Raw genomic sequence first — 18,976 nt, 5'->3', positions numbered from 1 at the left:
CGGGCTGCATCAGCTCGCGCGCCAGTCGCCGCTCGGAACGGAACGGCGAGATGAACGACACCAGCACGATCAGGCCTGCATCGACCATGAGTCTTGACACTTCCGCGACGCGCCGGATGTTCTCGACGCGGTCGGCGTCGGTGAAGCCGAGATCCTTGTTGAGCCCGTGGCGCACATTGTCGCCGTCGAGCATGAAGCTATGCCGTCCCATATGGTGGAGCTTCTTCTCGACCAGATTGGCAATGGTCGACTTGCCGGCGCCGGAAAGGCCCGTGAACCAGACGATGCGCGGCTTCTGCTGCTTCAGCCGCGCCCGCGCCGTGCGGTCGATGTCGAGATGCTGCCAATGGATATTGTGCGCCCGGCGAAGCGCGAAATGGATCATGCCCGCGCCGACCGTCGCGTTGCTCAGGCGATCGATCAGGATGAAGCCGCCGAGGTCGCGATTTTCCTCGTACGGCGCAAAGGTGATGGCACGGTCGAGCGCGATATTGGCAACGCCGATACTGTTCATCTCCAGCGTCTTTGCGGCAAGTTCGTCGAGGCTGTTGACGTCCACCTGATGCTTGAGGTCGGTCACCGACGCGCCTGCAGTCGCAGCACCGATCTTCAGAAGGTATGAGCGGCCGGGAAGCATCGGCTCCTCGTCCATCCAGACGATCGTTGCTTCGAACTGATCGGCGATCTCGAGCGGCGCATCGGCCGCTGCGATCACATCGCCCCGCGAGCAATCCACCTCATCGGTAAGGGTCAGCGTCACCGCCCGTTCCGAACCGGCACCTTCGAGATCGCCCTCAGCCGTGACGATCCGTCCAATCCTGGTCCCGCGTCCCGACGGCAACACGCGCACCGCATCGCCCGGACGCACAATGCCGCTGACGATGGTGCCGCAAAAGCCTCTAAAGTCCTGATAGGGTCGGTTCACCCACTGCACCGGCATGCGGAAAGGCCCTGCTTCTGCCGGGTTTCGCTCCGGCTTCGCCCCCTCCAGATGTTCAAGCAGGTGCGGACCGCCGTACCAAGGCATCGCCTCCGAGCGGGCAGCGATGTTGTCGCCCCTCAGCGCCGAAAGCGGAATGGCGACGAACTCCTCAATGCCTAGACGCTTCAGGAAGTCGCCCGCTTCTTCAACAATGGCTTCGAACCGCGCTCCATCATAGCTGACGAGGTCCATCTTGTTAACCGCCAGCACCACGTTCGAAATGCCGACCAGACGCGCCAGATAGGCGTGCCGCCGCGTCTGCTGAAGCACACCCTTCCGCGCGTCGATCAGAATCAGGGCAAGGTCTGCGGTGGACGCGCCGGTCACCATATTGCGCGTATATTGTTCGTGCCCCGGAGTGTCCGCGACGATGAACTTCCGCCTCTCCGTCGCAAAGTAGCGATAGGCGACATCAATGGTGATGCCCTGCTCGCGCTCGGCTTCGAGGCCATCCACCAGCAGCGCGTAGTCGATTTCTTCGCCCTGCGTGCCATGCCGCCGCGAGTCCGAAGCAAGCGCAGCAAGCTGGTCGTCCAGGATCAGCTTCGTGTCGTGAAGCAAGCGCCCGATCAGCGTCGACTTGCCATCGTCGACGTTACCGCAGGTGATGAAGCGGAGGAGATCGGCCATCAGAAATAGCCCTCCTGCTTCTTCTTCTCCATGCTCGCCGAGCCCGCATCCCGGTCAATCGCCCGCCCCTGCCGCTCCGACACAGTGGCCGCGCGCATTTCTAGGATGATGTCTTCGACGGTCACGGCGCTGCTCTCGACCGCGCCGGTCAGCGGATAGCAGCCAAGGGTCCGGAACCGCACCCGGCGCATTTTCGGCTGCTCACCTTCGCTCAGCCGGAAGCGTTCGTCGTCGACCATGAGGATGAGGCCGTCCCGCTCCACCACCGGCCGCTCGTCGGCGAAATAGAGCGGAATGACCGGAATCTGCTCGGCCGCGATATATTCCCACACGTCGAGTTCGGTCCAATTGGAAAGCGGAAAGACGCGCAGGCTCTCTCCAGGTGCCTTGCGGCCGTTATATAGCCGCCAAAGCTCCGGTCGCTGCTTCTTCGGGTCCCAGCGATGCCCTTTCGAGCGGAGGCTGAACACGCGCTCCTTAGCGCGGCTCTTCTCCTCGTCCCGCCGAGCTCCCCCGAACGCACAATCAAAGCCGTGCCTGTCGAGCGCCTGCTTCAATCCTTCCGTTTTCCAGATATCCGTGTGCGCCGCGCCGTGGTCGAACGGGTTGATCCCCTTTGCTTCCGCATCGGGATTGCGATGGACGATCAACTCCATGCCGGCTTCTGCCGCGACCCTGTCCCGCGCCTCGTACATGGCGCGGAATTTCCAAGTTGTATCGACATGCAGCAGCGGAAAAGGCGGCGGCGCTGGATAAAAAGCCTTACGCGCAAGGTGCAGCATCACACTGCTGTCCTTGCCCATGGAATAGAGCATCACCGGCCGCTCCGCCTCGGCAACCGCTTCGCGGATGATATGAATACTCTCCGCCTCCAGCCGCTGGAGATGGGTCAGCGGCTGAGACAGGAGAGCAGTCATCCGTGCAAACTTGTTGGGCTCAGGCAGGTTTGCGGAAGCGGTAGACGACGCGGTCCGTCTTGCCGCGGATCTCCGGGTCGAACACATTCTTGCTGTGGTCGTCGCCGCTCATCCGGAGCAGGTCCGATTCCGCTTCGAGCACGAAACCAGCTCGTTCAAAATCCGCCTTGATCGTCGCCGGGTCGATCCGGTGAAGCTTTTCCACCACTTCGCGGGTATCGCCGCCCGGCGCCGCGACATGGTCGACGACGCCCACGATCCCACCGGGCTTCGTCGCGACATAGAGGTCACGAAGCAGGGCGTTGGGATCCATGCGCGGGAACTTGAACTTCTCGCTCTCCCAATAAGCGTCGTGATAGACCATGTGCAGCATCGTGAAGTCGAGGCTCTCCGGCGCGAGCGTAACCGCACCTGTCCTCATCAGCGACGCATTGGGCGCCCGCGACCTCAGCGCCGCCCACCTCTTCGTGGTTTCTTCGCCCAGGAAGCCGGCGGGGTTCCATGCGATCACCGCGCCCTTAGGCCCAACCGCACGGGCCATGATCTCGCTATAATAGCCGTTGCCGCTCAGCCAGTCGAAAACGCGGTCATCCTTCTCGAGGCCAAGGAACTTCAGCACCTCGGCGGGCTTGCGGCTCGCGTCCAGTGCTACATCTTCCTTCGGCCGGTCCGCCCCGGCCACGGCGGCCGCCACGTCGGCCGGCGCAGCGACCGCTTGTGCCGGCGACACGGTGATCAGCAATGCCAGCAATGATGTCTTTATTCCCCGCATGACGATCCCTCCCTCATCAGGAGGTGATAGCTATACGATCCCAGCGGCAAGAACCAGAGCTAGACGGAGGAGGGAAGCGGCGCGTCGATCCAGCAGCGCACCCCTTCCGGATCATATTCTATCCTGACGGTGCCGCCGAGTTCCGCGGCAAGGCCCCGCTCGATCATGCGCGATCCGAAGCCGCGCGTTGTCGGCTTCTCGACGGGCGGACCGTCCTGTTCCGCCCAGTGGAACTGGAGCCGCGGCGCCTCGTCCGTCCCATGCCGGCTCCATTCGACGGTAACGCGGCCGTCCTCGTTCGAAAGGGCCCCATATTTGGCGGCGTTCGTCGCGAGCTCGTGAAGCGCCATCGCGAAGGAAACCGCCCTTTGCGCCGGAAGCGATATTTCTGGGCCCGTGACGCTGAGCCGCCCGCCCTCAGCGGCGCCGAATGGCGCAAGCGCGGCGATGACGATGTCGTGCAGCTCGGCGCTTTCCCAGCTTTGCCGGGTGAGTACGTCGTTGGCGGCCGCAAGCACCCCCAGCCGCCCTTCGAAAGCCTTCCGAAAGGATGCGGGCACCTCGCCGCCGCGAAAGGTCTGCTGCGCCGTCGCCTGCACGATGGTGAGGATATTCTTCACCCGATGGTTTAGTTCGCCGACCAGAAGCTCGCGGAGCCGCTCTGCCTCCTTCCGCTCGGTGATGTCGGAAAAGGCGCAAGCGACGCCGCCGCCCTCCTTCGGAGAGAGCCGCATCTCGATCATCTTGTCGGGCCTCCGCACCGACTGCATTTCGTAACGAATGGGCTGCCGCGTCTCCATGACCTGGCGGAAGCCCTTCTCCACCTCAGTTCCCACCGTTTCCGGGAAAGCATCCCACATGTTGCGGCCGATCACGTTCGCGCGCTCGAAGTGCAGAAACTTCTCCGCAGCCTTATTAACGAGCGTCACGTTGAAATCGACGTCGACCGCGAAGAAGGCGTCCGTCATGCTTTCGAGCACCGCGTTGAGGCGCCGGGCGGTGGTCGCATGCTCCTCCTCGCTCAGCCGAAGCGCCTCCTCGGCAACCTTCCGCTCGGTGATGTCGTAGCAGACGCCGAAATGGTGAGTTTTGCCATCGTCGCCAGCCACCGCCTCGCCGCGGCGGGCGATCCAGCGGATTTCGCCATTGTCGGGCCGTCTTATGCGATATTCGGCATAGCCGACGCCGTAATCGTTGTCGGATTTCTCCAGCGCCTGCAGGTCCGCACTCTCGAGAAGACTTTTTGCCATCTCAAGAGAAATCTCAGTGGCGGCAGGAATGCCCCAAAGGGTGCAAAAACCCTCAGATACGAGCACTCGTCCCTCGTCCGGCACCAGCTCGTAGGTTCCGATCGCGCCGGCGCGCTGCGTGATCTGAAGGCGGCGCTGGGCAGCCATCGCTTCAGCGACGGCGGCGCTCAAGGCTTCGCTGCTGAGCTCCGAAGGGTCGCCCCCGATGCCTTCTGCTACAGTCACGCCGCTCCTTCCATGCGGACCCCCCTTGGCCCAAGGTCCGGCGTTCGGCGGGAAAATGAGCGGCAGCTTCGATAAGGAAGCGAAACATTATTAACATAGGTTGCCGGGGTGGCGCTATAACGCTGATCAAGTGCGATTTTTATTTTTGCCGTCCAGCTCTCTAGCGGCGGCGCGCGGTTTCCAGCAGCTCGGCGGTCACCGGATAGCCGATATCCTCCGGAATGCAGACCCATTCCCGCCCGTCCCGCTCTTCCACCCAAGGCGTGATCTTCTGAACCTGATGACGCGACGCATCTGCCCGCGCCTCTTCGATCGAGCCGAAACGCGCCAGCCGCTCAAGGTTTCGCCGCGTCGGGAATATGACGTGGGCTCGCCCTGCATTCACGTCCGCCAGCACAGCCTCCGCCGTTGCCCAGAACGCGCGCACCGCTTCCGCCTCATCGGCCTGCGCCTTGATGCCGCGGGGCGCCTCGGCGAGGTAGAAGAGCGTGTCAAAACGGCGCGTTTCCCTGAAGTTGGGGCACCAGCGGGCGAAGGGCGTCAGCGCTTCAAGTTCAGGGGCTAGGCAAAGCTGCTCCAGCGCCCGCCCGAACGCGGCTCCTCCCGCCAAATCCTGGCGCAATCGCCGCGCCGCCTCCGCATCCGGCGCGGGCACTAGCCCCGCCGCTATGCCCGTCTCCTCAATCGTCTCGCGTATGGCAGCAATTCGCGCCGCCGCATCCGCCTCTGCAAACCGGCTTCCAAGCGCCTCATCCTGCGGCTCAATCCTGCCCCCCGGGAAAACGAGCGCGCCCGCTGCGAAGGCCATGTGCCCGGCCCGTTCCATCATCAATATTTCCGGCGCTCCCTCCGCCTTGCGCATCAGGATCAGGGTCGCCGCCGGGATCGGTTCGGGAAGGTCGGACATCGCTTCCTCTAACGCTTTTGTGCGTCACATTTGCAAGCGCGGTTGGGGCATGGCAGCTAAGGCAAGATGGGACTTGTCGAAATCCTCGGGCTCGCAGGCAGCATCAGCCTTTTGTCCGGCTGGCGGCTCTATCTCTGCGCCTTCGCAACCGGCCTTGCGATGCGGAGCGGCTGGATCGCGCTTCCCGATCATCTCGATGCGCTCGCCGTCCTCGCAAACCCTTGGGTGCTCGGCATCAGCTTCGTCGGCCTTGTCGCCGAATTCTTCGCGGACAAGGTCGCCTGGCTCGACAGCGCGTGGGACGCGGTGCATTCGGTCGTGCGGCCGCTCGGCGGCGCGCTCCTCACCCTTGCCATCGTTGATGCGCAGGATCCCGTGTGGCAGGTGCTCGCCTTCCTGCTTGGCGGCGGCGGGACGCTCCTCAGCCACGGCGCCAAGGCAAGCGCCCGCGCCGTCGTCAACGCGAGCCCGGAACCGGTCAGCAACGTCGTCGTCTCGACGGGCGAGGATGTTGCGACCGTGGGCCTTCTCGCCCTCGCGCTCGCCAATCCGGTGCTGGCGCTGGTCGTCGCCGGCCTCGTGTTCCTGTTTGCGATCGTGCTTCTCATATGCGCCCGACGTGCTCTGCGCGCTTTGCTGCGCTTGAGAGACAGGGTCGCGCCCGACCCCAGCGTCTAGAAGAGCAGCATTCCCGGCAGCATCACAATGCTAATCAGCACCGGCAGGCAGCCCCAGCCGAGATTGAGACATCCGCCGCTTTTCTTCTTGTCGGCGCCGCCTGCCGCGCTTTCTTCCTCCGCCCCATATGAGTCCCTCATTGCAGGTGCTCCGGGGCATACGCTTCGTGCCCGCTGCCGTTCCGGCGTCCCGGAAATAAGCATCGGCGGGATCGTTGGTCCGTCACATCGGAAGGATAAGAGAATGCGGCGCATCCAAATTATGCTGGCAGGTCTTGCCATCGCGGCCCTCGCCGCCTGCGGTACGGACGCTGAAACGGAAGAAAATTTGGCGGAGAAGGCGGCGGAGCTCGACGCCACCGCTACAGGCGCGACGGACGAGACACAGTAGGCGGTGCTCGAAAATCAAGCGGAGGCGCTGCGCAATGCCGCCGAGGGCGAGGATCAGGTGAATGACGAAGGCAGCGTGACCGTCGTCAAGGAATAAGGCGGCTTCTGCGCTTACCCGGGTGTCAGGCTTCTTCGGGCTCCGTCTCGGTTTCCGGCGTGCCCTTCGAGGACGCGATGCGATGTTCCGCGCTCCGCATCATCTGGCGGCTATTCTCGATGCTGGCCTGCATGGCTTCATGGTCTGCCTCGATCTGGCGGTACCGCTCGTTCTTGTCGGACATCGGACGAAAAGAGCGGGTTCTTTTAAGTTGGAGACTGTGCGGATTTTCCAAAGCGCGGCGATTCAATCAAGATGTCTTTTTCGCGGAAAAGTGCCTTCCCCGTCCCGAAAAAGGAAAAAGCCCGTTGATCCAGATTGATGCGCTCACCTGATCCGCCTGCCAAGGTGGAGTCCGTTCTCATCCACCGAAACCCAAAGCCGAAATGATCGTTCTGGCTCCGTTATGGCATCAAAGATCGACACAACCGAAGAACCGCCCATCCTGAGGCCTTTCTTCCGCAAGCTGAACCGTCTCGTCCAGCTTGCCGACGAGGACGAGCAGGCGATCCTTTCCCTCCCCGCCCGATTGGAGGAGGTGCCCTCAGGCCACGATCTTGTCCGGGAGGGGCAAGAGGTGCGGGAATGCTGCCTGCTCCTCCAGGGCTATGCCTGCCGCCACAAGTCGACGGAAGAGGGCGGGCGTCAGATCGTCTCCTTTCACCTGCCGGGCGACATGCTCGATCTCCAGCATCTCCTCTTTCCCGTCGCCGATCACAATGTGCAGGCGGTGACGGCTGCAACGGTCGCCTGGATCCCCACTGCCGACCTGCAGAGCATCGCGCTGGAGCGTCCAGCCGTCGGTCAGGCACTCTGGCGGGACACTTTGATCGACGCGTCCATATTTCGCGAATGGGTACTGAACGTGGGCCGCCGCGATGCCCGCTCGCGGCTCGCCCACATGCTGTGCGAATTTGCCGCGCGGCGGCAGGCGGCGGGCCTCGGGTCGCCCGAACATTTCACCCTTCCCATGTCGCAGGAACAGATTGGCGACGCGACCGGGCTCACCGCCGTTCACGTCAACCGCATGCTTCGCTCGCTCCGTGAAGAAGGCGTGATCGAACAGAAGAACAAGGCGATCCGTATCGTTGATTGGGAGGGGCTTCGACGCATCGGCGGTTTCGACCCCACCTATCTCCATGCCGCTGCGTAGGAGTCCCACAGACCGGCTTAGAAGACCTCGCGCGCCCGTCCGGCCGCAATGCCGACGCTGTCGCTGATCCTCCTATGCTTCGCCTCGACAAAGCTGAACAGGCCAAAGAGCAGAAGTCCGAACGCGACGACCAGCTGAACGGTGCCTGGTAGCGACGCGAGCGCTTCGCCCATACCGCCCGCCTGGCCGGCACTCTCCTCCGTTGCCGCGCGGAAAAAGAAATAGGCCATGATGAGGAAGACGATGCCGCGCGCGGCATAGCCGAGCCGACCCGCCATCCGAACCCAGGGACGGCGTGACGCTTCTCCGTCCATATGGCGGAGGAACGTTACCTTAGCGGCTTTCACCAGCTGGTAGATGCCGACCAGCAGCAAAGCGGCAGCGGCGAGCGCCACCAGCGTCTGGCCGCCGGGAAGGCTGAGCGCGGTTGCAGCACCCTGCTGGGTGCCTTCGCCAGATCCCTGGCCGCCATTGCCGCTGGCCAGCCGGGCCGCATAATAAGCAAGACCGAGGTGAATGATGCCGCTTGCCGCCGCGCCCGCCCGGAGCGCCATGCCCTTACCGTCGGAGCCATGCCCTTCGCTGTCTAGCCAAGCATCGGCTAGCCGCCACAGCCCGTAGGCGACAAAGCCAATTGCCATCAGGCCGAGCAGGATCTTGCCGGGGCCGCTTCCGAGATACTCCATCGCACCGGCGCCATCCTCTGCCCGGCCCGTTGCCAGTGCGAGCAGGCCAATAAGGACATACATGATCCCGCGCGCGGCAAAGCCGAGGCGGGTAAGGGTTTCGAGCTTTCTGCCGTGCACGTCTTTCTCCTTTGCCGGCCAACGTGCCGCCGCGGCGCTTCGTTCCTCCTGTGGAACAGTCACCCTGAAGATGGCTGTAATTCAGTAGCTTGCCCTTCCCTTTCCCATCTCGCATGATGTCCGCCTGAAGGGGATGTCTTCACATGAAGGATGATTTTGCCGCGGCCACCGCGCGGCTGGGCGAGGAGCCGCGGATCGTCGCCATTTTGAACGAGGTCTGCCGCGTCACCGGCATGGGCTTCGCTGCGGTCGCGCGCGTTACCGAGGAACGCTGGATCGCGGTTCAGGTGGACGACCGTATCGAGTTCGGTTTGAAGCCGGGCGACGAGCTCCAGATCAAGACCACCATCTGCGACGAGATACGGGATTGCGGCCAAGCGATCTTCATCGATCATGTCGGCGCCGATCCCGAATGGCGCACGCATCCCGTGCCGACGCTCTACGGCTTCGAAAGCTATGCCTCGATCCCGCTCTTCCTCGCGGACGGCAGTTTCTTCGGCACCCTCTGCGCGATCGACCCGGAGCCCCGGAAGCTGAGGGCCGCGGACACGATCGCGACGCTGCAAGACTATGCCCACGAAGTGGCGGCGATCCTGTCGGGGCAACTGCTGGAGGAGGATGCGATGCCTCCGCTTGCAGCGCCGTCGGCCAACCTGCTCTAGCCATCCGGTCGCTTTGCATTTGCATATCCAACGGCGGCTTGTAGTGCCCAGTGCCCATGGCTGACGTCCTGCCAATCATCGAGACGATGGAGCATCGCTTGATGCGAGCGTGGATCGGCCGCGACATCCGCACGCTGAAGGCGCTTACCTCGCGCAATTTCCGGATGGTGATGGGCTCAAAGCCGTGCGTCATCCTCGACGCCAGAAGCTGGCTGGATGCGGCAAGTACGCGCTATCTCTGCAAATCTTACCGGTTCGGCGATGTGTATGCGCGGACGCTCGGGCCTGTGGCGATATTCGCGAGCCAGCTCGACCTGCAAGCCACCATGGACGGCGAAGACTGGTCCGGAGAGGCCTGGGTCACCGACATCTGGCGCAAATCCCGCGTCCGCCGCAAATGGCTCCTTATGGAGCGTGTCCTCTCCCGACCCGAAGACAGGCCGCAAATTCCCGCGGGAATCCGGTCGTTGCAGCTCTGGCGCTAGGTTTACGCCACGTTTGATTGCGTTACGGCTCCGGAAGGAGCAGACTTCTCTTTCCGACGAGGAGGGATGATCATGGCTACTACGATGTCCGTGTCGCGCCCCGGCTGGTTCATGCCGGTGGCGGTGCTTGCCGTAATCTGGAACCTGTTTGGCGTTGCGATGTATCTGAGTTCGGTCGGTGTCTTCGGCGATCCGATGACTGGCATGACGGAGGCGGAACGGGCCGCCGCCAGTTCGATCCCGCCGTTGATTACAGGTGCTTTTGCGATCGGCACCTTTGCCGGCCTGATCGGCAGCCTCGGCCTGCTTCTCCGAAAAAGCTGGGCGCAGCCGGTGCTCATCGTCTCGTTAATCGCCTTGCTGATGCTGGAAGGCTGGATCGTCTTCCTCAGCGGCGCGGTGGAAGTCTTCGGCCTTGCCGTCCCGATCATGGTGACCGCGGGCGCCATCCTGCTCGCTTGGTTTGCGACCACGGCTCGCCGCCGCGGCTGGCTCATCTGAGCGGCGGCAATGCGGGGCAGCCGCTCCGCATTGCCTCCCTCACCGCCGCCGGTTAAGAGGTGGCGCTTCGCCGGGCAGAAGGTCGTAATATGGCAGACGAAGCGCCCCTCGTGGGGATCATCATGGGCAGCCGCTCCGATTGGGAGACGATGCGCCATGCCGCCGACACACTGGCCGAGCTGAAGGTGCCGCACGAAACGCGGGTCGTCTCAGCACACCGCACGCCTGAGCGGCTTTACGAATATGCCAAGGGCGCAGCGGCGCGCGGACTTCGCGTGATCGTCGCGGGTGCGGGCGGCGCGGCCCATCTCCCGGGCATGGCGGCCTCGATGACGCGGCTGCCGGTGCTGGGAGTCCCGGTAGAATCGAAGGCGCTGAGCGGCATGGACAGCCTTCTTTCCATCGTTCAGATGCCCGCCGGCGTTCCCGTCGGCACGCTTGCCATCGGACAGGCGGGCGCGACCAATGCGGGCCTGCTCGCCGCCTCCATACTTGCCACGACGGACACCGCCCTTGCAGCGCGCGTCGAGGCATGGCGGCAGAAGCAGACGGACGGCGTCGCCGAAAGGCCTGAATGACCGTCCGCCCCGGCTCCACCATCGGAATCGTCGGCGGGGGCCAATTAGGGCGCATGCTGGCAATGGCGGCCGCGCAGCTCGGCTATCGCTGCCACATCTATGCGCCGGACGAGGATCCTTGCGCGGCCGAGGTTTCTGCCCTCTTCACCCGCGGCGCCTATGACGATGAGGCGGCGCTCGCCCGCTTCGGCGCTTCGGTAGACGTAGCCACTTACGAGTTCGAGAATATCGCCGCCGCTCCGCTTGCCGCACTAGCCGCGGCCGCGCCGCTCTACCCGCCTGTGAAGGCGCTCGAGGTGGCACAGGACCGGCTCAGCGAGAAGGAGTTCGTGACGGACTTGGGCGGCCGCCCTGCTCCCTTCGCTCCCGCTTCCAGCCGCGAGGAACTGGACACGGCGCTCGCCCATATCGGCGCGCCCGCAATCCTCAAGACCCGGCGCTTCGGCTATGACGGCAAGGGGCAGGCTCGGATCATGTCAGCCGAGGATGCGGATGCCGCCTGGGACGCGGTCCGCGGCGCGCCATGCGTTCTCGAAGGCTTCGTCCGGTTCGAGGATGAATTTTCGATCCTGCTCTGTCGTTCGGCAAAGGGCGAGGTCGTTACCTGGGATGCGCCGCGCAACGTGCATGCGGAGGGGATCCTCCGTGCCTCAGTCGCTCCGGCCTCCCTGATCCTTCGCCCGGCCATCGAGGAGGCGCGCGCCCTTGCCGTGCGAGTCGCCGAGGCGCTGGACTATGTCGGCGTTCTCACACTCGAATTCTTCGCCTCCGCCGACGGCCCAGTGTTCAACGAAATGGCGCCCCGCGTGCACAATAGCGGCCACTGGACGATCGAAGGCGCCCTCACTTCGCAGTTCGAAAACCATATCCGCGCCATCTGCGGCCTGCCGCTTGGCGGAACAGCGCTCGCGGCGCCCAAGGTGCGGATGCAGAACATCATCGGCGACGATGTCGACGCCTGGCACGAAATACTTTCCGATCCCGCCGCTCACCTTCACCTTTACGGCAAAGGCGAGGCGCGGCCGGGCCGCAAAATGGGGCATATCACTTTCCTGGGAAGCGGCACAGGCGAATAGCAAAAGGCCGGAGCTTTCGCTCCGGCCCCTCGCGTCAGTCTTGTTCCGCTTACCGGAGTTCCGCCGTCTCGATCGGCAAGCCCAGCTTCTCGAGCTGCGGCCGCACCACCTTGGCATCGCCGACGACGACCCAGACGAAATTGTTCGGATTGATCGCCCCCCGCGCCGCGCGGTCGAGATCTGCCGCAGTCATCGCGCGGTAGCGGCTCGCCAGCGTCCGCTGATAATCGTCCGGCCGATCGTAGAGCGCGTTCTGAACCATCGCGCCCAGCACCGCCTGCGACGTCTCGTAGCTTCCGGGTAGCTCCCGGACCGCGCCGGTGGTGGTGCGAGTAAGCTCCTCCGCCGTCACACCCTTGCTGCCCGTGAAATCGCGAAGGTGCTGACGAAGCGCCGCGATCGACTCTCCCGTCCGGTTGGTCTGCACCGGCGCATAGACGATGAACGGGACGCGGCGCTCGGGCCTGCTCACGAACGAGAAGGAGCCGTAGGACCAGCCCTTCGTCTCGCGAAGGTCGCGGTTGAGCCGCGCACCAGCCTGCCCGCCGAGCACATCGTTGGCAGTGAGGAAGGCGAGGAGGTCGTCCGTGCCCTCCTGCGGCAGCACCGAGCCGCCGATGATCATCGACTGCGGCGACTGCGGCCGGTCGATCAGCACGATTCGCTGCCGCAGCTGCGGGATGGCGCGGCTGAAGTCCTTCGTTCCCCGCGGCACTGCGGCCGGCTGCCAGCGACCGAACCGTTCCTCGAGGAGCGGCGTGATCTCGCCCAGTGTCGTGTCGCCGACGACGAAGATTTCCAGCCCCTCCGGCCTGAGCCACCTTTGATGCGCTGAGACGATGTCGTCGCGGGTGATGGCGGTGACCGCTGCCGTCGTGCCGGAACCGGTCAGCGGCGCGCCATAGGGATGCTGATCGCCGTAGAGGAGCGGCGGCAGGGTTCGAAGCGCGATGTTCACCGGCTGCGTCAGCTCCGAGGAGATCTGCGCCAGCCGCTGCGCACGGAGCCGTTCCACTTCCTTCGGATCAAAGGCCGGGTTCTTCACGATGTCGGCGAGCAGGTCGAGCGAAGGCACGAGATTGCTTTTCAGCGCGACCACCCCTGCCGACGTGCGATCGACGCTCGTGCCGGTGGTGATATCGGCGCCGAGCCGCTCTTCCTCCTCAGCCAGCTGGACCGAATTCCGCGTGGCAGTGCCTTCGTCGAGCAAATTCGCCATCAGGCTCTGCAGCCCTTCCCGATCGGTCGGATCGGCCGAATAGCCCGCATCGAACTGCAGCGACACGCGAACCACCGGGACGGTTGCACGGCGGGCGAATGCGACCCGGACCCCGTTCGAGAGCGTCGTCCGCTCGACGTCGGGGAACTGGAGGTCGTTAACCGGGCCTACTTCAGGAATGCGCGAACGGTCCGTCTGCACGACACTCCTCGGCATCGGCGCGAGGGGCTGCTCGCCCGCTTCCGGTGTACGGAAATATCTGGGTGCCTGCGTGGCGCTGCTCGCCTTGCCTGCGGAAGCCTCCTCATAGCCTTCCCGTTCGCCCGGAACGACGCTCAACGCGTAAACCGGGCGGGAAAGCCATTCGCGCGTCGCCCCGGCGACCTCCGTGGGAGTCGCCTCGGCGAATTCGAGAAGCTCCTTTTGATAATAGCCCGGGTCGTTGAGGTAGAGCGCGCCTTCGGCGAGCGCCACTGCCTTGCCGCCGAAGCCGCCGACCTGCTCCAGACCGCGTATCTGGCTGGCGATGGTCTGCGTCGCCACCCGCTTCACCTCGTCTTCAGTGGGGCCGTTGGCAATGAAATCAGCGATGATCTGATCGAGCCGCTGGCTCACCTGCTGCGCATCGGCGCCGGGTTTCACGTCGGCCGTGACTTCGAAGAAGCTGATCCGTTGGAACGGCTGCACCTGCGCGGTGACGTTCACTGCGGTCTGCTCGTCCCGGACGAGGATGTTGTCGAGCCGCGAACTGGAAAGTCCGCCGAGCGCGCTCGCCGCGATCTGCAGCGGCACCAAATCCTCATGGCCGAGGCCAGGCACAACCCACCAGCGGTAAAGCCGCGTCGTGGCGACCCGGTCCTTCATCACCTGATCGCGCCGCGCCGGCAGGCTAGGCACGTCGGCCTGCGCCGGATTGTTCACCGTGCCGCGAGGAATATCGCCGAAATACTTTTGAACGAGCTGCCGCGCCGTCGCCGTGTCGATATCACCGGCCAGCACCAACACCGCGTTGTTGGGCCCATATTTGTCCTTAAACCACTGATGCACGTCCTGAAGGCTCGCCGCATCGAGATCGGCCATCGATCCAATCGTCGAATGACGATAGGGATGGCCTTCCGGAAAAAGCCCCTCCAGCTGCGCATATTCGACGAGGCCATAAGGCTGGTTGTCGCCTTCCCGCTTCTCGTTCTGAACGACGCCGATTTGGTTCTTGAGCTTCTCACCGGTGACCGCCCCGAGGAGGTGCCCCATGCGGTCGCTCTCGAGGAACAGAGCGGTTTCCAGGGCAGCCGTCGGCACCGTCTGGAAGTAATTCGTACGATCGAACCACGTGGTTCCATTCCAGTCGGTCGCGCCGATCGCCTCGAGCCGCTGAAAGAGGTCTCCCGGCGCATTTTCCGAGCCGTAATACATCATATGCTCGAACAGGTGCGCGAAGCCCGTCTTGCCCCTCGGCTCGTCCTTCGATCCGACATTGTACCAGACGGAGACGGCCACGACGGGCGCCTTCCGATCCTCGTGCACAATCACCCGAAGGCCGTTGTCGAGCGTGAAGCTTTCATAGGGGATGTTCACCTGCTCGACGAGCTGCCGGAGCTCCCCCGAGCCGGCCTGCGGCGCCGCTGCGGTCGTCGGCGCGGCATCCACAGTCGCGGTTTCCGTAGCGGTCGTGGCGCAGCCCGCCATTGCGAGCCCCGCACCTACAAGAAGAGAAGTGAAGATCGCGCGCATAGAAACCCCTTACCTCAAGAGGTTGGCGAGATTAGCCGCCGCTAGCGCCAATGCAACGGGAGTCTCCTGGGTGCGGAAAAGACTTTGCCGCCGCCCTCTTGTGTTGCAGAAGGGCAACACCACATCTGTGCCAATCAGTTTGCAGGGGCAGATATGAATCTCGAAAAGTTCACCGACAGAGCGAAGGGTTTTCTCCAGGCGGCACAGACCGTCGCCGTGCGCCTGAACCATCAGAGGATCGCGCCTGCGCACCTTCTAAAGGCGTTGCTGGAGGATGAGCAGGGTATGGCCTCCGGCTTGATCGCGCGGGCAGGCGGCGACGCGAAGGCGGCGCACAGGGAGACGGATGAGGCGCTTGCGAAAATTCCAGCCGTGTCTGGAAGCGGCGCGTCGGCCGCACCCGGGCTCGACGGCGAAACACTTCGCGTGCTCGATCAGGCGGAGCAGGTCGCGCAGAAGGCAGGTGACAGCTACGTGACCGTAGAGCGCATGCTGCTGGCGCTCGTGCTCGCGAAGAATACGGACGCCGGCAAGGCGTTGGCCGATGCGGGCGTTCGGGCGGACGCGCTGAATGCTGCGATCAACGAGCTTCGCGGCGGCCGCACCGCCGACACCGCGGGGGCTGAAGACCGCTACGACGCGCTGAAGAAGTTCGCCCGCGATCTGACGCAAGCGGCGCGCGACGGCAAGCTCGATCCCGTCATTGGCCGGGACGAGGAGATCCGCCGCACCGTGCAGATCCTCGCCCGCCGCACCAAGAACAACCCCGTGCTGATCGGCGATCCCGGCGTCGGCAAGACCGCGATCGCCGAAGGGCTCGCGCTCCGCATTGCCAATGGCGACGTGCCCGATACGCTGAAGGACCGGCGGCTGATGGCGCTCGACATGGGCAGCCTGATCGCCGGCGCCAAATATCGCGGCGAGTTCGAGGAGCGGCTGAAAGCCGTGCTCGACGAGGTGAAGCAGGCGGAGGGCGACATCGTCCTCTTCATCGACGAAATGCACACGCTGATCGGGGCCGGCAAATCGGAAGGTGCGATGGACGCGGGCAATTTGCTGAAGCCCGCGCTCGCCCGCGGAGAACTCCACTGCATCGGCGCGACGACGCTCGACGAGTACCGCAAATATGTCGAGAAGGACCCGGCGCTGCAGCGGCGGTTCCAACCCGTCTTCGTCGGCGAGCCGACGGTGGAGGATACGATCTCGATTCTCCGCGGCCTGAAGGAAAAATACGAACTCCACCACGGCGTCCGCATCACCGACGGCGCGCTTGTATCGGCGGCGACATTGTCGAACCGCTACATCAGCGACCGATTCCTGCCCGACAAGGCGATCGACTTAATGGACGAGGCGGCATCGCGCCTCCGCATGGAGGTGGAGTCGAAGCCTGAGGAGATCGAGACGCTGGACCGCCGTATCATCCAGCTGAAGATCGAGCGGGAGGCGCTGAAGCGCGAAAGCGACAAGGCGTCGAAGGACCGGCTCGCCACGTTGGAGGAGGAGCTTGCCAATCTGGAGCAGCAGTCGGCGGAGCTGACGCAGCGCTGGCAGGCCGAGAAGGAGAAGATCCAGGCTGACAGCAAGCTGAAGGAACAGCTCGACCAGGCCCGGCTCGAACTCGACCAGGCGCAGCGTTCCGGCGACCTCGCCAAGGCTGGCGAGCTCGCTTACGGCCGCATCCCGCAGCTCGAAAAACAGCTCGAAGAGGCGCAGGCCGCAAGCGCGGGCGCCATGCTGCGGGAGGAAGTGACCGCGGAGGACATAGCGTCCGTGGTCTCGCGCTGGACCGGCATTCCCGTCGACCGGATGCTCGAAGGGGAGCGCGAGAAACTGCTGCAGATGGAGCAGGAGCTTGGAAAGCGGGTCATTGGGCAGCGTCAGGCCGTCGAGGCCGTATCCCGCGCGATCCGCCGCGCCCGCGCGGGCCTTCAGGACCCGAACCGTCCGATGGGCTCCTTCCTGTTCCTCGGTCCAACCGGCGTCGGCAAGACCGAACTCACTAAGTCACTGGCGGAATTCCTGTTCGACGATGCGAGCGCGATGGTGCGGATCGATATGTCGGAATTCATGGAGAAGCACTCCGTCGCCCGCCTGATCGGCGCGCCTCCGGGATATGTCGGCTATGAGGAAGGCGGCGTCCTCACCGAGGCGGTGCGGCGGCGGCCCTATCAGGTCGTGCTGTTCGACGAGGTGGAAAAGGCGCATGGCGACGTCTTCAACATCCTTCTCCAGGTGCTCGACGACGGCCGCCTGACCGACGGGCAGGGTCACGTCGTGGATTTCTCAAACACCATTATCATCCTGACCTCGAACCTCGGCAGCCAGTATCTGTCGAGCCTCACCGATGACGAGAGCGTCGAGAAGGTGGAGCCGCAGGTGATGGAAGTGGTCCGCGGCCATTTCCGGCCGGAATTCCTCAATCGCCTCGACGAGATCATCCTGTTCCACCGGCTCGCGCAGGAGCATATGGGCCCGATCGTCGATATCCAGGTCGCCCGAGTCCAGCAGCTCCTTGCCGACCGCAAGATCAAGCTCGAACTCACTGACGGCGCCCGCGCCTGGCTGGGCCGCGTCGGCTACGATCCGGTCTATGGCGCCAGGCCGCTGAAGCGGGCGGTGCAGAGATATCTACAGGACCCCCTGGCGGATGCGATCCTGCGCGGCGAAATCAGCGACGGCGGAACGCTGCGCGTCGAGGAAGGCGAGGGAGGGTTGACCCTATTGCCCGTTCAATGACCGTTGAGTCTGAGCCTTATCCACCATCTGGCGGTCGGATCTTTGCTGCTCAGCCCACTGGGCGCGGGTTAGACAGACCTTCTTCGCAACGAGTCGGCTTCCGAGCACCTTCTGCTTTTCGCAGACGATCTCGTTCGGATCTTTTTGAGCCTTCTTCGAGGTAGATGCTTCTTGAGCTACACTGGGATTAGCAAGGGCAAGGCCCACGAGCGCTCCCAAGGTAGACAGCCTTAAAGTTTTCATTGATCAGACCCTTCAGATGCCGAGGCTAATTTGCACCGTCAATTTGTTCGCGCCAAGTGCCTTTCGACAAAGAGTTACTGAAAAGGGGTTAACGGGGCGGAGCGACATCAAATGCGATCGTGAGCCGCTCCCCCTCAGGAAACGGCAGGGTGCCGTGCCACATCCAGGAAGGAAAGAGTACTAGCTGGCCTTCGCGAGGCTCTATGAGACGAGTTGCAGGGAGGTCGATGCCGAGCGACTCCTGAGGCTTGCCCAGCGTCAGCCAACCTGCCGTTTCATCACCGCTGCCGCCCGTACGCTCGGGCAGAGAGATGTAGAGCGCTGAACTGATCCAGCCCTGCGGGTGCACGTGGTTGGCATGGTGGCCTTCACCTCTCAGGCGCACTGACCAGCTGCCGGCAAAGCGTGGGCGTCTGTCGCGTCTGTGACCTAATAGCGGGTGGGCGGGATCGATTGGCGATAACTCGGAAACGTATTTGCGAACTGCTTTCAAGATTGCTTCTCGTGTAGTGCGTATCTCAGGTTCGATCCGGCTAAGCAGCGGCCCGTCTGTCTGTGTGCCGCCTCGCACCGATTGATCCAGATACTCCCCTTTCGCACGATGCAAGCCTCTTAGGTGGTTTCTTAGCTGATCAAGAGGCGGAAGATCTTCCCTTATATCCAAAACCGATACCAAGGCTCCATGGGCATCGAGCCAATCAGCGCGCGCATCCGCTGTAAGCCGCCAAGCGATTGAGGCGTACGGCCAAATTGCAGCAGATTGCTCGCCTTTCAGCCCCTCTTCGATGAGTGCTGAAGCCTTGTCGAGAGCTCCGTAGCGGAGATGGTGCCGAATCCGCCAGATCATCGACTGCGATGCGGAGAACAGAGACACAGATTGAAACGCACGTTCGGCAAGCGCCATATCGCCAGTCTCGGAGAAGGCGATCGCTTTATATT

The 18,976-nt window shown here is 63.7% G+C and carries 19 protein-coding genes; 9 read left to right on the top strand and 10 right to left on the bottom strand.

Going from position 1 to position 18,976, the window contains the following annotated elements:
* The 5 genes from cysN to VGD10_RS04145 form a co-directional block, all read right to left on the bottom strand.
* Positions 1 to 1,612, bottom strand: a 1,612-nt coding sequence (gene cysN, locus VGD10_RS04165; RefSeq protein ID WP_331039540.1) for a sulfate adenylyltransferase subunit CysN, incomplete at its 3' end; no start/stop codon positions are given.
* On the bottom strand, positions 1,612 to 2,529 hold the full coding sequence (cysD, locus tag VGD10_RS04160; RefSeq protein WP_331039539.1) for a sulfate adenylyltransferase subunit CysD: 918 nt from the start codon (positions 2,527 to 2,529) through the stop codon (positions 1,612 to 1,614). The genes cysN and cysD, both read right to left, overlap by 1 nt.
* A gap of 19 nt (positions 2,530 to 2,548) precedes the next feature.
* On the bottom strand, positions 2,549 to 3,301 hold the full coding sequence (locus tag VGD10_RS04155; protein WP_331039538.1) for a methyltransferase: 753 nt from the start codon (positions 3,299 to 3,301) through the stop codon (positions 2,549 to 2,551).
* 59 nt (positions 3,302 to 3,360) lie between these two features.
* Positions 3,361 to 4,776 (bottom strand): sensor histidine kinase, encoded by a 1,416-nt coding sequence (locus VGD10_RS04150; protein ID WP_331039537.1) that lies wholly within the window; start codon positions 4,774 to 4,776, stop codon positions 3,361 to 3,363.
* 160 nt (positions 4,777 to 4,936) lie between these two features.
* Positions 4,937 to 5,683, bottom strand: coding sequence for an NUDIX hydrolase (locus VGD10_RS04145; protein WP_331039536.1), 747 nt, complete (start codon positions 5,681 to 5,683; stop codon positions 4,937 to 4,939).
* A 66-nt stretch (positions 5,684 to 5,749) separates the two neighbouring features.
* On the opposite strand from VGD10_RS04145, the gene VGD10_RS04140 reads away from it, so the two are divergent.
* Positions 5,750 to 6,361: a DUF4126 domain-containing protein gene (locus VGD10_RS04140; RefSeq protein ID WP_331039535.1), complete on the top strand. Its 612-nt coding sequence runs from the start codon at positions 5,750 to 5,752 to the stop codon at positions 6,359 to 6,361.
* Here the strand turns inward: VGD10_RS04140 and VGD10_RS04135 are convergent.
* Positions 6,358 to 6,501 carry a hypothetical protein gene (locus VGD10_RS04135; RefSeq protein WP_331039534.1) on the bottom strand — a complete coding sequence of 48 codons (144 nt, stop codon included), beginning with the start codon at positions 6,499 to 6,501 and terminating at the stop codon, positions 6,358 to 6,360. The genes VGD10_RS04140 and VGD10_RS04135 overlap by 4 nt on opposite strands.
* A 103-nt stretch (positions 6,502 to 6,604) precedes the next feature.
* Here VGD10_RS04135 and VGD10_RS04130 point away from each other — a divergent pair, with 103 nt between their 5' ends.
* Positions 6,605 to 6,751 (top strand): hypothetical protein, encoded by a 147-nt coding sequence (locus tag VGD10_RS04130; protein ID WP_331039533.1) that lies wholly within the window; start codon positions 6,605 to 6,607, stop codon positions 6,749 to 6,751.
* Between the two features lie 121 nt (positions 6,752 to 6,872).
* Here VGD10_RS04130 and VGD10_RS04125 read toward each other — a convergent pair whose 3' ends face one another.
* Positions 6,873 to 7,031, bottom strand: a complete 159-nt coding sequence (locus VGD10_RS04125) for a hypothetical protein (protein ID WP_331039532.1) — start codon at positions 7,029 to 7,031, stop codon at positions 6,873 to 6,875.
* A gap of 222 nt (positions 7,032 to 7,253) precedes the next feature.
* On the opposite strand from VGD10_RS04125, the gene VGD10_RS04120 reads away from it, so the two are divergent.
* Complete coding sequence (locus VGD10_RS04120) at positions 7,254 to 8,000, top strand: Crp/Fnr family transcriptional regulator (RefSeq protein WP_331039531.1); 747 nt, start codon at positions 7,254 to 7,256, stop codon at positions 7,998 to 8,000.
* 17 nt (positions 8,001 to 8,017) lie between these two features.
* Here VGD10_RS04120 and VGD10_RS04115 read toward each other — a convergent pair whose 3' ends face one another.
* Positions 8,018 to 8,806: a DUF1206 domain-containing protein gene (locus tag VGD10_RS04115; protein ID WP_331039530.1), complete on the bottom strand. Its 789-nt coding sequence runs from the start codon at positions 8,804 to 8,806 to the stop codon at positions 8,018 to 8,020.
* Between the two features lie 143 nt (positions 8,807 to 8,949).
* On the opposite strand from VGD10_RS04115, the gene VGD10_RS04110 reads away from it, so the two are divergent.
* The 5 genes from VGD10_RS04110 (at position 8,950) to VGD10_RS04090 (ending at position 12,108) form a co-directional block, all read left to right on the top strand.
* A complete protein-coding gene (locus VGD10_RS04110) occupies positions 8,950 to 9,468 on the top strand; it encodes a GAF domain-containing protein (RefSeq protein WP_331039529.1) in 519 nt (172 codons plus the stop codon).
* Between the two features lie 56 nt (positions 9,469 to 9,524).
* The gene (locus VGD10_RS04105; protein WP_331039528.1) at positions 9,525 to 9,953 is read left to right on the top strand and encodes a nuclear transport factor 2 family protein; all 429 of its coding nucleotides are present in this window, start codon (positions 9,525 to 9,527) and stop codon (positions 9,951 to 9,953) included.
* A gap of 72 nt (positions 9,954 to 10,025) precedes the next feature.
* Positions 10,026 to 10,454, top strand: coding sequence for a hypothetical protein (locus VGD10_RS04100; protein WP_331039527.1), 429 nt, complete (start codon positions 10,026 to 10,028; stop codon positions 10,452 to 10,454).
* Between the two features lie 89 nt (positions 10,455 to 10,543).
* Positions 10,544 to 11,032: a 5-(carboxyamino)imidazole ribonucleotide mutase gene (purE, locus tag VGD10_RS04095; protein ID WP_331039526.1), complete on the top strand. Its 489-nt coding sequence runs from the start codon at positions 10,544 to 10,546 to the stop codon at positions 11,030 to 11,032.
* A complete protein-coding gene (locus VGD10_RS04090) occupies positions 11,029 to 12,108 on the top strand; it encodes a 5-(carboxyamino)imidazole ribonucleotide synthase (protein WP_331039525.1) in 1,080 nt (359 codons plus the stop codon). The genes purE and VGD10_RS04090 overlap by 4 nt, the downstream gene beginning before the upstream one ends.
* A 49-nt stretch (positions 12,109 to 12,157) precedes the next feature.
* On the opposite strand, the gene VGD10_RS04085 is transcribed toward VGD10_RS04090, so the two are convergent.
* Entirely contained in the window at positions 12,158 to 15,058 is a 2,901-nt protein-coding gene (locus VGD10_RS04085; protein ID WP_331039524.1) for a pitrilysin family protein, read from the bottom strand.
* A gap of 153 nt (positions 15,059 to 15,211) precedes the next feature.
* On the opposite strand from VGD10_RS04085, the gene clpB reads away from it, so the two are divergent.
* On the top strand, positions 15,212 to 17,794 hold the full coding sequence (gene clpB / locus VGD10_RS04080) for an ATP-dependent chaperone ClpB (RefSeq protein ID WP_331039523.1): 2,583 nt from the start codon (positions 15,212 to 15,214) through the stop codon (positions 17,792 to 17,794).
* Positions 17,795 to 18,125: 331 nt separating this feature from the next.
* On the opposite strand, the gene VGD10_RS04075 is transcribed toward clpB, so the two are convergent.
* The coding region (locus VGD10_RS04075) for a putative 2OG-Fe(II) oxygenase (RefSeq protein WP_331039522.1) at positions 18,126 to 18,976 on the bottom strand (851 nt) is incomplete at its 5' end.

The organism is Allosphingosinicella sp. (genome assembly GCF_036402135.1).
Classification (GTDB): Bacteria; Pseudomonadota; Alphaproteobacteria; order Sphingomonadales; family Sphingomonadaceae; genus Allosphingosinicella.
This window is presented reverse-complemented; position numbering and strand designations above follow the sequence as displayed.

Excerpts from the sequence above, each read along its gene's own strand:
- VGD10_RS04135 (WP_331039534.1), bottom strand. The coding sequence starts at position 6,501 with ATGAGGGACTCATATGGGGCGGAGGAAGAAAGCGCGGCAGGCGGCGCC.
- VGD10_RS04140 (WP_331039535.1), top strand. The coding sequence starts at position 5,750 with ATGGGACTTGTCGAAATCCTCGGGCTCGCAGGCAGCATCAGCCTTTTG.
- VGD10_RS04090 (WP_331039525.1), top strand. The coding sequence starts at position 11,029 with ATGACCGTCCGCCCCGGCTCCACCATCGGAATCGTCGGCGGGGGCCAA.
- VGD10_RS04110 (WP_331039529.1), top strand. The coding sequence starts at position 8,950 with ATGAAGGATGATTTTGCCGCGGCCACCGCGCGGCTGGGCGAGGAGCCG.
- VGD10_RS04130 (WP_331039533.1), top strand. The coding sequence starts at position 6,605 with ATGCGGCGCATCCAAATTATGCTGGCAGGTCTTGCCATCGCGGCCCTC.
- clpB (WP_331039523.1), top strand. The coding sequence starts at position 15,212 with ATGAATCTCGAAAAGTTCACCGACAGAGCGAAGGGTTTTCTCCAGGCG.
- purE (WP_331039526.1), top strand. The coding sequence starts at position 10,544 with ATGGCAGACGAAGCGCCCCTCGTGGGGATCATCATGGGCAGCCGCTCC.
- VGD10_RS04120 (WP_331039531.1), top strand. The coding sequence starts at position 7,254 with ATGGCATCAAAGATCGACACAACCGAAGAACCGCCCATCCTGAGGCCT.
- VGD10_RS04145 (WP_331039536.1), bottom strand. The coding sequence starts at position 5,683 with ATGTCCGACCTTCCCGAACCGATCCCGGCGGCGACCCTGATCCTGATG.
- VGD10_RS04105 (WP_331039528.1), top strand. The coding sequence starts at position 9,525 with ATGGCTGACGTCCTGCCAATCATCGAGACGATGGAGCATCGCTTGATG.
- VGD10_RS04155 (WP_331039538.1), bottom strand. The coding sequence starts at position 3,301 with ATGCGGGGAATAAAGACATCATTGCTGGCATTGCTGATCACCGTGTCG.
- VGD10_RS04125 (WP_331039532.1), bottom strand. The coding sequence starts at position 7,031 with ATGTCCGACAAGAACGAGCGGTACCGCCAGATCGAGGCAGACCATGAA.
- VGD10_RS04100 (WP_331039527.1), top strand. The coding sequence starts at position 10,026 with ATGGCTACTACGATGTCCGTGTCGCGCCCCGGCTGGTTCATGCCGGTG.
- VGD10_RS04085 (WP_331039524.1), bottom strand. The coding sequence starts at position 15,058 with ATGCGCGCGATCTTCACTTCTCTTCTTGTAGGTGCGGGGCTCGCAATG.
- cysD (WP_331039539.1), bottom strand. The coding sequence starts at position 2,529 with ATGACTGCTCTCCTGTCTCAGCCGCTGACCCATCTCCAGCGGCTGGAG.